The following is an 11,998-nucleotide window of genomic DNA, read 5'->3' on the forward strand; positions in this document are numbered from 1 at the left end:
CGCCGACCCGAGGCGGCGCGGCGGGCAAAGAACGCCCGTAGCCGCGCCGAAGGCGAAACGGGAACCCGGCCGGGACTACTTGTCGATGTCGCCCACGACGAAGAACATCGAGCCGAGAATCGCGATCAGGTCCGGCACCAGGCAGCCGGGGATCAACGTGGCCAAGGCCTGCACATTCGCATACGACGCAGTGCGCAGTTTCAGCCGCCATGGGGTCTTCTCACCCCGGGACACCAGGTAATAACCGTTCACCCCGAGCGGATTCTCCGTCCACGCATACGTATGCCCTTCGGGAGCCTTGACCACCTTGGGCAGGCGCACATTCACCGGGCCGCCGGTGCGGTCGACCTGGTCCAGGCACTGCTCGACCAGGGCGAGTGACACGTACACCTGCTCCAGCAGCACCTCGAACCGGGCGTGGCAGTCGCCGGCCGTGCGGGTGACGACCGGGACATCCAACCGGTCGTAGAAGAGGTAGGGCTCGTCTCGGCGTACATCAAAATCCAGACCGCTTGCCCGCGCCACCGGGCCGGAGGCGCCGTAGGCGGCGGCTTCGGCCGCTGAAAGCACGCCGACGCCCACCGTGCGCGCCAGGAAGATGTCGTTCTTGTGGATGATGTTGTCCAGGTCCGGCATGCGCCGCCGCACCGCCGCGACCGCCTGCCGGGCGCGCTTCGTCCACCCGGCCGGCACCTCCTCCTTCAGGCCGCCCACCCGGTTGAACATGTAGTGGATCCGGCCGCCGGAGACCTCCTCCATGACCGCCTGCAGGGTTTCCCGCTCGCGGAACGCGTAGAACATCGGCGTGATCGCGCCGATCTCCAGTGGGTAGGAGCCGAGGAACATCAGGTGGTTGAGCACCCGGTTCAGCTCGGCCAGGGCCATCCGCAGCCAGACCGCCCGCTCTGGCACCTCGATGCCCATCAGCCGTTCCACGGCCAGCACGACGCCCAGCTCGTTGGAGAACGCCGACAGCCAGTCGTGCCGGTTCGCCAGCATGATGATCTGCCGGTAGTCGCGTACCTCGAAGAGTTTTTCGGCGCCGCGGTGCATGTAGCCGACGATCGGCTCGCAGGCGACCACCCGCTCGCCGTCGAGGGTGAGCTTGAGCCGGAGTACGCCGTGGGTGGACGGGTGTTGCGGCCCGATGTTGAGCACCATGTCGGCCGTGTCCAGGCCGGCGCCGGTCCCGACGGTCATCTCCTGGAGAGAGCCTTCAGTCCGCTCCGGGGCGGTTGGATGGGCTTCGGTCACGGCAGCATCGTCCCATGTCTCAGGTCAGGGGGACATCCACGCCGACGGTGTGCCAGAGCCACCAGTGTTCGCCCAGCCCGGCCGGGTCGATCAGTTCGGCGGCGCTGCCGGCCGCGGCGAGCGCACGCAGGTAGGCCGCCGGGTCGCTGCGAGCCAGATCCAGCGGTGGCCGGGCGCCGTCGACACCGAGCGCTTTCAGCGCCGCGCGCTGGCGGATCATCCGGTACGGGACACCGGCCGCCATCGCCACCGCGTCCATCGCCACATGGGCCGTCACGTCGCAGCTCCCGTCCGGGACCGGGGTGACCTGCCGCCCGTCCCGGAATCCGGTGAGGGTCCCGAAGGCCGGCCGTTCGTCGCGCCGGTGCCCGTAGTCGACGCAGAGTGCGGCGCCGCGGCGTACCGAGGCGACCGCGTCGGCCCAGGCGGTGTCCCGGGGCCAGCCGATCTCGATCCGGCCCGGGCCGGGCCACCAGCGGCTGAGCCAGAACATGTCGGCCGGGTCGGCCGGCGGGCCCAGCGTCTCGGTGCCGGTGGGCCGGTCCACCAGTACCTTGCGCAGCCGCCCGGCATCGTCGGTGTCGACCACGTCGAGCGGCACGTTGTCCAGCCATTCGGTCGCGATCAGCAGCCCGGTCAGCGAAGGGATGTCGCGCCGCCAGCGGATCGCCGGGTCGAGTCGCTCGGGCCGGGGCGCCATTTCGACGGCGACCGGGCGTACCCGCTCGGCGAGTCCGGCCGGGAGCCGCGCGCACAGGGCGGTGAGCAGTTCGCCGCGTCCGGCACCCACGTCGACCAGGTCGAACGTCTTCGGGTGGCCGAGGGCGGCGTCGACCCGCTCGATCAGCTTCAGCAGGGCGCCGGCGAAGAGCGGGGAGGCGTGCACGCTGGTGCGGAAGTGCTCGGCGGGACCGCTGTGCGGCCGTGCGAAGAAGCCGTCGGAGGAGTAGAGGGCCGACTGCATCGCCAGCCGCCAGCCGATCGCCGTCATGCGCTCAGCGTAGGCACGCCCCGTACCGGGCCAAACAGCAGTGGCGTTGGGCTGGGGGCTCAGGCGGGGCGGGGCTCGGTCGAACGTACGAGGGCGCCTGGTGCAGTTCTTCACAGGTGGTTGCTACGAACGTGTGATTCCGGCGCATACTGGCGCTCGACCGGTACCCCGACCTTGAGGACTGGATCCATAGATGAACGCTCTGACCGTCGGCGTCATCGGCGCCGGCCGGGTGGGTGCTGTGCTGGGTGCAGCCCTGATCTCGGCCGGGCACCGGGTGGTCGCCGCCGCCGCGGTTTCCGCGGCTTCCCGTGAACGTGCCGCGCGCCTGCTGCCGGACGCCGCCGTTCTCCCGGCTCACGAGGTGGCTCAGGCCGCCGAGGATCTGCTGTTGCTCGCCGTACCGGACGACTCCCTCGCGGGTGTGGTGGCCGGGCTGGACCGGACCGGGGCGTTGCGCGCCGGCCAGGTCGTGGCACACACCTCAGGAGCTCATGGACTCGCCGTTCTGGGCGATGTGAACGGCATGGCGCTGCACCCCGCGATGACCTTCACCGGCGCGGACTCCGACCTGGACCGGCTCCCCGGGATCGCCTGGGGCGTCACCACCCGCGACCGCGTCTTCGCCACCCGGCTCGTCGCCGATCTCGGCGGGGTGCCGGAGTGGGTGGCCGAGGACTCCCGCCCGCTCTACCACGCCGCGCTGGCGCACGGCGCGAATCACCTGGTGACCCTGGTCAACGAGGCGGCCGATCTGCTGCGCTCGGCCGGCGTGGAGCGGCCCGGCCGGGTGCTGGAGCCGCTGCTGACCGCCGCGCTGGACAACGCCTTGCGGATGGGCGACACGGCGCTCACCGGTCCGGTCTCCCGCGGCGACGCCGGCACGGTCGCCAAGCACCTGGACCGGATGCCCGCCGACGCGGTACCGGCCTACCTGGCGATGGCCCGGCGGACCGCGGACCGGGCGATCGCCTCCGGCCGCCTGCGCCCCCAGGACGCCGCCGCACTGCTCGACGTTCTTGCCCGCACGGCTGTGAAGGAGACGGCATGACCGCCTGCACCGAGCGGCACTCAGCCGCACCGACGGACGGCCTCGCAGGCGAGGGCCAGAAGGGCATGCCTAAGGAGGGCACAGCGTGACCGCGACCTCGCTGGTGCACACCCGCGCCGAGCTGGCGTCCGTTCTGGATCTGGCGCAGGGTGAGATCGCCGTCGTGATGACCATGGGCGCGCTGCACGAGGGGCACCGCCAGCTCATCCGGGAGGCCCGCAAGCGGTCCGAGTTCGTGCTGGTCACCATCTTCGTGAACCCGCTGCAGTTCGGGCCGAGCGAGGATTTCGAGAAGTACCCCCGGACGCTGGAAGCCGACATGGCGGCCTGCGCGGCGGAGGGCGTCTCGGTGGTCTTCGCGCCGGGCCGGGACGACGTCTATCCCGGCGGGGCACCGGCGATCACCATGCATCCGGGGCCGCTCGGCGAGATCCTGGAGGGCGCCAGCCGTCCCGGTCACTTCTCCGGGATGCTCACCGTGGTCGAGAAGCTGCTGATGCTGACCCGCGCGGACGTCGCGTACTTCGGTGAGAAGGACTTCCAGCAGCTCGCGCTCATCCGCCGGATGGTCGCCGATCTGGAACTCGGCGTCGAGATCGTGGGCGTTCCGACCGTACGCGAGCCTGATGGTTTGGCTCTCAGCAGCCGCAACCGATATCTCTCGCCGGACCAGCGCCGGGCGGCGCTGGCGCTTTCTCGCGCGCTGCGCGAGGGCGCCGCGCAGACCGACCCCGAGGCGGTCCTGGCCGCAGCTCACAAAATCTTGGCAGAGGAGCCAGACGTACGCGTGGACTACCTCTCCCTGACCGGTACGGACCTCGGGCCCGCACCGGACGAGGGCGAGGCTCGCCTGCTCGTGGCCGCCAAGGTCGGTACCACCCGTTTGATCGACAATGTCCCGCTCCGTCTCCAGAAGGGCGCCTGATGCTCCGCACCATGCTGAAGTCGAAGATTCACCGGGCCACCGTGACGCAGGCCGACCTGCACTACGTCGGCTCCGTCACCGTTGATCTCGATCTGCTGGAGGCAGCCGACCTGATCCCGGGCGAGCAGGTGGCGATCGTCGATGTCACGAACGGTGCCCGGCTGGAGACGTACGTGATCCCGGGCGAGCGGGGCAGCGGCGTGATCGGCATCAACGGTGCCGCCGCCCACCTGGTGCACCCCGGTGACCTGGTCATCCTGATCTCGTACGGGCAGATGGAGGACGCCGAGGCGCGCGCCTACCAGCCGCGGGTCGTGCACGTCGACGCCGCCAACAAGGTGATCGAGCTGGGCGCGGACCCGGCCGAGGCGGTGGCCGGCATGGCGGACGACCTGGTGCGGGGTGATCTCACGCTGAGCGCCCGCTGACTTTCCGGAACGCCGCCGGTATCCGCACCGATCATCCTATGATCGACAAACCGGACACCGGCGGCACGGGGAGGCGGGGTCATGCGCAGGTGGGGGCTGGTCGCCGCGAGCCTGATGCTGCTGGCAGCCGCGGGGTGCGGCGAGGGCAGTGACGTGGACGGCGATCTGACCAACAACTGGGGCGCCATGGCCGCGGCGAGCGGTTTCCAGCCCGCGGCCGAGACCTGTCACCTCGCCAACTTCGCCAAGGCCGGTCCGCGGGCCACCTATGAAGAGGTCGACTGCGACGTCCTGCACCGCACCGAGACGGTGTTCGTCGGCGAGTTCAAGTCGGACGCCGCGGAGCCGCCGGACAACACCGCCGCGGTCTCCCGCGACGCGTACCGGACCTGTGACGAGAAGACCACCGACTATGTCGGCGGGGAGTGGCGGCATGCCCGGCTCTGGATCGGGGTCACCCACCCGTCTCCGGCGGCGTGGACCGGCGGCGCCCGCTGGTTTCGCTGCGAGGTGGTCGAACTCGACTCGATCGAGGACGACGGCGCTCTCGTACAGCGCCAGGGCAGCCTGCGTGGCGAGCTCGCGGGTGGCACGTCCGAACTCATGCTGACCTGCTACGCGATCGAGCTGGACGACGCCGGTGCGATCGACACCATGCCGGACGCCGAGTGCACCGAGAAGCACAACGCCGAGTTCGCCGGGGTCTGGGAGGCACCGGCGAAGGCCTCCTACCCGAAAGGCGACGCGGCCTGGGACGAGTTCCACGACGGCTGCCGCACCGTGGTGGCGGAGTACGTCGGCGTCCCGGACGACCGTGACCTCCAGTACCGCACCGGCGTGGTCTCGCTGCCCGGCAACGCCGACGTCTGGGCGCAGGGCGACCACGGCGTGCGCTGCTATCTCTGGCTGGACGGCGCCGAACTGACCGCGTCGGTCAAGGGCAAGGGGACGAAGGCCCTTCCGGTCCAGTACAAGTGAACCCGCTGACCCGTTGCCGGGTTGACCGAGAGTTCAGAGACGATGGCCACTGATGGTGCCCCCGCCGCGACCGGTCCGTGAACGCGGAGTGTACTGAAACACATGTCTCCTCTCGCGGATCTACCGGCGCTGCCTCGCCGGCTCGCCGCCGCCGAGCCGGGCTGGACCGAGACCACCGACGTCCTGGTGGTCGGTTCCGGCATCGCCGGCCTGACCGCCGCCCTCCACCTGCGCGAGCACGGTCTGCACGTCACCGTCGTGACCAAGGTGAACATCGACGACGGCTCCACCCGATGGGCGCAGGGCGGGATCGCAGCGGTGCTGGATCCGCTGGACACCCCGCAGGCGCACGCGTACGACACCGAGATCGCCGGTGTCGGGCTCTGCGACCCGGCGGCCGTCCGGGTCCTGGTCGAGGAGGGGCCGGCCCGGATCCGCGAGCTGATCCGCCGTGGCGCCGAGTTCGACCGCAACCCGGACGGTTCGCTGATGCTGACCCGCGAGGGCGGCCACCGGGCCGACCGGATCGTGCACGCCGGCGGTGACGCCACCGGCGCCGAGGTGCAGCGTGCCCTGCACCAGGCGGTCCGCCGGGATCCGTGGATCCGGCTGGTCGAGCACGCCCTGGTGCTGGATCTGCTGCGCGCCGAGGACGGCCGCGCCTGTGGACTCACCCTGCACGTTCTCGGTGAGGGCAGCGAGGACGGTGTCGGCGCCATCCTGGCCCGGGCCGTGGTGCTGGCCACCGGCGGGATGGGGCAGATCTACTCCTCCACCACGAACCCGTCGGTCTCCACCGGGGACGGCGTGGCGCTCGCGCTGCGGGCCGGTGCCGAGGTGACCGACGTCGAGTTCGTCCAGTTCCACCCCACGTCCTTCGTCGGCGCGACGGTGAACTCGGTCCAGCGGCCGCTGATCTCCGAGGCGCTCCGGGGCGAGGGTGCGTACCTGGTGGACGAGGCGGGCGAGCGCTTCATGGTGGGGCAGCACGAGCTCGCCGAGCTGGCGCCCCGGGACGTGGTCGCCAAGGGCATCCACCGGGTGCTGCGGGCCACCGGAGCCGACCACGTGTACCTGGACGCCCGGCATCTCGGCAAAGAGTTCCTGGAGGGCCGCTTCCCGACCATCATGGCCTCCACCCGGGCCGCCGGGGTGGACCCGGCCACCGAACTGATCCCGGTGGCGCCGGCCGCCCACTACGCCTCCGGCGGGGTCCGCACCGACCTGCACGGCCGCACCAGCATCCCCGGCCTGTACGCCTGCGGCGAGGTGGCCTGCACCGGCGTGCACGGCGCCAACCGCCTGGCCAGCAACTCCCTGCTCGAAGGCCTGGTCTTCGCCAAGCGGATCGCCGACGACGTGGCTCGCGACCTGCCCGCGCAGGCCGATGCGGTGTGTGCGGCCCCGGAACCCGCGTGGGTGGCCGATCCGGCCGTCCGCGCCGACCTTCAACGCGCGATGACCCGGGGCGCCGGGGTGCTCCGCTCGGCCGACTCGCTCGCCACCGCCGCCAAGGAACTGAGCCGCCTGGCCGAGCAGCGGTCCCGGCCGAACACCGCGGCCTGGGAGGCGACGAACCTGCTCACCGTCGCGACCGCGCTGGTGGCCTCCGCGCAGAGCCGCCGGGAGACCCGGGGCTGCCACTGGCGCGAGGACCACCCGGCGGCGGCCGACGAGTGGCGCGGCCACCTGCTCGACGCGGTATCGAGCGACGGCACCTTGACCCAGACCTTCCAGGAGATGGCGTGATCGACTGCACCGAGTGGCAGCCAGCCGGCGCTGGACTGCGGCGTCGCAGGCGAGGGCCAGGAGAGCACGCCCAAGGAGGCACAGCGTGATCGACTGCACCGAGTGGCAGCCAGCCGGCGCTGGACTGCGGCGTCGCAGGCGAGGGCCAGGAGAGCACGCCCAAGGAGGCACAGCGTGATCGACTGCACCGAGTGGCAGCCAGCCGGCGCTGGACTGCGGCGTCGCAGGCGAGGGCCAGGAGAGCACGCCCAAGGAGGCACAGCGTGATCGAGCACGGTTTGAACCTTGCCGAGGTGGAGCGGATCGTCTTCACCGCCCTCGCCGAGGACCTCGGTGACCCGCCCCGCGACGTGACAAGCGAGGCCACCATCCCGGCCGAGCAGGTGGACTCCGCCGAACTGGTGGCCCGGGCCGACGGCGTGGTGGCCGGACTGCCGGTGGCCGAGCTGGTCTTCGCCGTCACCTCGGCCGGCACCGCCACGTTCCGGGCCGTCGCCACCGAGGGCGACCGGGTACGCCGGGGCGACGTGCTCGCCGAGGTGACCGGACCGACCCGGGCGCTGCTGACCGCGGAGCGAACCGCGCTGAACCTGATCAGCCGGATGTCCGGCGTGGCCACACACACCCGTAAGTGGGCCGACCAGCTGGCCGGCACCAAGGCCACCGTGCTGGACACCCGGAAGACCACACCCGGCCTGCGAGTGCTGGAGAAGTACGCGGTCCGGACCGGCGGTGGCACCAACAAGCGCATGGGCCTGTACGACGTCGCGATGATCAAGGACAACCACAAGCTGGCGGCCGGCACCATCTCGCACGCGTACCGCATGGTCCGGGAGCAGTTCCCGGACGTGGAGGTGCAGGTGGAGGTCACCACGCTGGCCGAGGCGCGGGAGGCGGTGGGTGCCGGTGCGGACTTCCTGCTCTGCGACAACATGACGCCGGAACTGCTGGCCGAGGTGGTCACGGCGGTCGGTGCGCGGGCTCAGCTGGAGGCGACCGGGAATCTGACCCTGGAGACCGCTGCGGCGTACGCGGCGACCGGGGTGGATTACCTCTCGGTGGGGGGTTTGACCCACTCCTCGCCGATCCTCGACATCGCGCTGGACCTCAAGCCCCGGTAGGCCGCGCACGCGGCGGGACGGTCCCGGTTCTTCGGGGGAGTTGTGGCGCGTACACAATAACGGTCTTGATTTTGATTCTTAGGGGCCTCCGTGCTGCTTTGCATTGACATCGGTAACACCAACACCGTGCTGGCGACCTTCGACGGCGACAAGCTGGTGCACAACTGGCGGATCAAGACCGACGCCGCGTCGACCGCCGACGAGCTGGGCCTGATGTTCCGCGGGCTCCTCGCCGGCGACGCCGTGGAGATCACCGGGGTCGCGGCCTGCTCGACCGTGCCGGCCGCGCTGCGCAACCTGCGCACCATGCTGAAGCGGTACTACGGCGACCTGCCCAACGTGATCGTCGAGCCGGGGGTGAAGACCGGTGTGCAGCTGGCCATCGACAACCCCAAGGAGGTCGGTGCCGACCGGGTGGTGAACACCCTGGCCGCGCACGCGCTCTACGGCGGACCGTCGATCGTGGTGGACTTCGGCACCACCACGAACTTCGACCTGATCAGCGCGAAGGGTGAGTTCCTCGGCGGCGCGTTCGCGCCGGGCATCGAGATCTCCTTCGACGCGCTCGCGGCCCGCGCCGCCCAGCTGCGCAAGGTCGAGCCGACCAAGCCGCGCTCGGTGATCGGCAAGAACACGGTGGAGTGCCTGCAGGCCGGCCTCTACTTCGGCTTCGCTGGACAGGTGGACCGGATCGTCGAGCGGATGATCGAGGAGATCGGGCCGGTCCGGGCGGTGATCGCCACCGGCGGCCTGGCCTGGCTGGTGAAGGACGAGTGCCGCACCATCACCGCGCACGAGCCGATGATCACGCTGATCGGCCTGCGGATGGTATATGAGCGGAACGTCTGAGCACGGCTGAGTACGCTTTCCAGGACCTTTCCCCGCTCCACTCCACAGGAAGACGTGCCGTGACCGAGCAGAACACGCCAGCGACCGACCCAGCCGAGGACCTTCCCGAGCAGATGCGGGTCCGCCGGTCGAAGCGGGACCGGATGCTGGCCGAGGGCGTGGCGCCCTACCCGGTCAACGTTCCCCGGACCGCCGAGCTGATCGAGATCCGCGCCCGGTACGCCGAGCTGCCGACCGACACCGCGAGCGGCGACCAGGTGTCGATCACCGGCCGGGTGATCTTCGTGCGCAACGGCGGGAAGCTCTGTTTCGCCACCCTGCGGGCCGGTGACGGCACCGAGCTGCAGGCGATGCTCTCCCTGGACAAGGTCGGTGCCGAGGCGCTGGAGGAGTGGAAGCGACTGGTCGACCTCGGCGACCTGGTCGGGGTCACCGGCGAGGTGATCACCAGCCGCCGCGGCGAGCTTTCCGTTCTCGCCGATTCCTGGACGATGAGCGCAAAGGCGCTGCGTCCGCTGCCGGTCGCGCACAAGCCGCTGTCCGAGGAGACCCGGGTACGGCAACGCTATGTCGACCTGATCGTCCGGCCGCAGGCCCGCGACGTGGTACGTACTCGCGCCACCGTGGTCCGCAGCCTCCGCGAGTCGCTGTTCCACCGCAATTATCTCGAGGTGGAAACGCCCATGTTGCAGTTGCTGCACGGTGGCGCCACGGCTCGCCCCTTTGTGACGCACAGCAACGCACTGGACACTGATCTTTATCTGCGGATCGCGCCGGAACTGTTTTTGAAGCGTGCCGTGGTCGGCGGCATCGAGCGCGTCTTCGAGATCAACCGGAACTTCCGGAATGAAGGCATGGACTCCACGCACTCGCCGGAGTTCGCGATGCTCGAGGCGTATCAGGCGTATGCCGACTACAACGTGATGCAGCAGCAGGTCCAGGCGTGGATTCAGGAGGCCGCGTTCGCGCTCACCGGCTCGCACGTGGTGACCCATCACGACGGCACCGAACTGGACCTGGGCGGCGATTGGGCGCAGATCACCCTCTTCGGCTCGATCTCCGAGGCGCTCGGCGAGGAGGTCACGATTCGCACCGACCTCGCCCAGCTCCAACGGTACGCGGAGAAGGTGCAGCTTTCCGTGGACCCGAAGTGGAGTGCCGGCAAGCTCGCGGAGGAGCTTTTCGAGCACCTCGTGCAGCCGACCTTGCAGGCGCCCACGTTCGTCCGGGACTACCCGGAGGAGACCGCCCCGCTCACCGCGCCGCACCGGGAGACGCCCGGTCTGACCGAGAAGTGGGATCTCTACGTCGGCGGTTTCGAGTTGGCCACCGCGTATTCCGAACTCGTCGACCCGGTGATCCAGCGGGAGCGGCTGGTGGCACAATCCCTGCTCGCGGCCGGTGGCGACGCCGAAGCGATGCAGCTGGACGAGGATTTCCTGCGGGCCATGGAGTACGGAATGCCGCCTACCGGTGGCATGGGAATGGGAATCGACCGGCTGTTGATGGCGCTCACCGGCCTGGGCATTCGGGAAACGATCCTCTTCCCCTTGGTCCGGCCAGAGTAGTCGCTCAGTATTTAGCTGCCCCGCCATTGACGGGCTATGCGTCCCTAGCGTTATTGTTCTCCCATTGCTGGGGAGAGAACCTGTGTTCGGGAGGATAACCGCGCGTGGCCAAGCAGATCATTCACAAGCTGGTCGATGACATCGATGGTGGCGACGCCGACGAGACCGTGAAGTTTGCGCTCGACGGCATTCAGTATGAGATCGACCTGTCGGAGAAGAACGCCGCGAAATTGCGGGAGGTGTTCGAGCCCTACGTCGACGCCGGGAGCAAGGTGGCTCGTGGCGGCGTAGTCGTCGGTGGCCGCGCTGCGCGTGGCCGGGGCGGGGCGACGGCCGACCGGGAACAGAACAAGGCAATCCGCGAGTGGGCCAAGAAGGCGGGGAAGGACATCTCCGACCGGGGCCGGATCCCTCAGGAGATCGTGGACGAGTTCCACGCCAAGGGGCCCGGACGGGCCTGAACGGCCGCCCGGGCCTGCCCTTCGCCTTCGGCTCCGGTCGTGGCTGGGCTCCGGTTGTGGCCGGGCTTCCCGGTGAAGAGGGCGCGCTGATCAGAGTGATCGGCGCGCCCTCTCGGCGTCTCTGTCCCCAGGTTATCCACAGGCGGGACCGGCGTTGTCCACAGGCTGTGGATCGCAGGGATTTCGCTGTGCGCGTACACGTTCGGGTGGGGGAACAGCCGTTGAGCGTGCGAAGTTGGCTAAATCAACGTTGCGGATCGTTTCGAAGGGCTGCGAGGGCCCGGCGGATCCCGTCAGCGGCGATAGAGTTACTGCACGGGCATCACCGATGCCCGTGCGCTGGCCCCGCCAGTTCAATTGGCGCACGGCACGTGAGGAGCACGAGGGCATGTTCGAGCGGTTCACCGACCGAGCGCGACGGGTTGTCGTCCTGGCCCAAGAAGAGGCCCGGATGCTCAACCACAACTACATCGGAACCGAACACATCTTGCTCGGCCTGATCCACGAGGGTGAGGGTGTCGCGGCCAAGGCTCTGGAGAGCCTGGGCATCTCCCTGGAGGGAGTGCGGCAGCAGGTCGAGGAGATCATCGGTCAGGGCCAGCAGGCGCCGAGCGGGCACATCC

Annotated in this window: 12 protein-coding genes; 10 read left to right on the forward strand and 2 right to left on the reverse strand. The window is 69.9% G+C overall.

Translation table 11 applies throughout. The annotated features are described in order from the left end of the window. Window positions 1-75: 75 nt before the first annotated feature. Together I4J89_RS05845 and I4J89_RS05850 are read right to left on the reverse strand one after the other, a co-directional pair. Window positions 76-1,200 carry an NADH-quinone oxidoreductase subunit D gene (locus I4J89_RS05845; protein WP_196412750.1) on the reverse strand — a complete coding sequence of 375 codons (1,125 nt, stop codon included), beginning with the start codon at window positions 1,198-1,200 and terminating at the stop codon, window positions 76-78. A gap of 73 nt (window positions 1,201-1,273) precedes the next feature. Beyond that, window positions 1,274-2,245 carry an SAM-dependent methyltransferase gene (locus tag I4J89_RS05850; RefSeq protein WP_196412751.1) on the reverse strand — a complete coding sequence of 324 codons (972 nt, stop codon included), beginning with the start codon at window positions 2,243-2,245 and terminating at the stop codon, window positions 1,274-1,276. A gap of 193 nt (window positions 2,246-2,438) precedes the next feature. Between I4J89_RS05850 and I4J89_RS05855 the strand changes: the two genes are divergently transcribed. From I4J89_RS05855 to I4J89_RS05900, 10 genes are all read left to right on the forward strand, one after another. After that, complete coding sequence (locus I4J89_RS05855) at window positions 2,439-3,296, forward strand: Rossmann-like and DUF2520 domain-containing protein (protein WP_196412752.1); 858 nt, start codon at window positions 2,439-2,441, stop codon at window positions 3,294-3,296. 85 nt (window positions 3,297-3,381) lie between these two features. Beyond that, the gene (panC, locus tag I4J89_RS05860) at window positions 3,382-4,221 is read left to right on the forward strand and encodes a pantoate--beta-alanine ligase (protein WP_196412753.1); all 840 of its coding nucleotides are present in this window, start codon (window positions 3,382-3,384) and stop codon (window positions 4,219-4,221) included. After that, window positions 4,221-4,649 carry an aspartate 1-decarboxylase gene (panD, locus tag I4J89_RS05865; protein ID WP_196412754.1) on the forward strand — a complete coding sequence of 143 codons (429 nt, stop codon included), beginning with the start codon at window positions 4,221-4,223 and terminating at the stop codon, window positions 4,647-4,649. The genes panC and panD overlap by 1 nt, the downstream gene beginning before the upstream one ends. An 81-nt stretch (window positions 4,650-4,730) precedes the next feature. Continuing rightward, window positions 4,731-5,627: a septum formation family protein gene (locus I4J89_RS05870; protein ID WP_196412755.1), complete on the forward strand. Its 897-nt coding sequence runs from the start codon at window positions 4,731-4,733 to the stop codon at window positions 5,625-5,627. Window positions 5,628-5,729: 102 nt separating this feature from the next. Beyond that, complete coding sequence (locus tag I4J89_RS05875) at window positions 5,730-7,376, forward strand: L-aspartate oxidase (RefSeq protein WP_196412756.1); 1,647 nt, start codon at window positions 5,730-5,732, stop codon at window positions 7,374-7,376. A gap of 263 nt (window positions 7,377-7,639) precedes the next feature. Continuing rightward, a complete protein-coding gene (gene nadC, locus I4J89_RS05880) occupies window positions 7,640-8,497 on the forward strand; it encodes a carboxylating nicotinate-nucleotide diphosphorylase (RefSeq protein ID WP_196412757.1) in 858 nt (285 codons plus the stop codon). A gap of 90 nt (window positions 8,498-8,587) precedes the next feature. Continuing rightward, window positions 8,588-9,346, forward strand: coding sequence for a type III pantothenate kinase (locus I4J89_RS05885; RefSeq protein ID WP_196412758.1), 759 nt, complete (start codon window positions 8,588-8,590; stop codon window positions 9,344-9,346). A 59-nt stretch (window positions 9,347-9,405) separates the two neighbouring features. After that, complete coding sequence (gene lysS / locus I4J89_RS05890) at window positions 9,406-10,914, forward strand: lysine--tRNA ligase (protein WP_196412759.1); 1,509 nt, start codon at window positions 9,406-9,408, stop codon at window positions 10,912-10,914. Between the two features lie 104 nt (window positions 10,915-11,018). After that, window positions 11,019-11,375: a histone-like nucleoid-structuring protein Lsr2 gene (locus tag I4J89_RS05895; protein ID WP_196412760.1), complete on the forward strand. Its 357-nt coding sequence runs from the start codon at window positions 11,019-11,021 to the stop codon at window positions 11,373-11,375. A 388-nt stretch (window positions 11,376-11,763) separates the two neighbouring features. Then, a partial coding sequence (locus I4J89_RS05900) for a Clp protease N-terminal domain-containing protein (protein ID WP_196412816.1) occupies window positions 11,764-11,998 on the forward strand: 235 nt, incomplete at its 3' end.

It is taken from the genome of Actinoplanes aureus, assembly GCF_015704865.1.
In the GTDB taxonomy this organism is placed as follows: Bacteria; Actinomycetota; Actinomycetes; order Mycobacteriales; family Micromonosporaceae; genus Actinoplanes; species Actinoplanes aureus.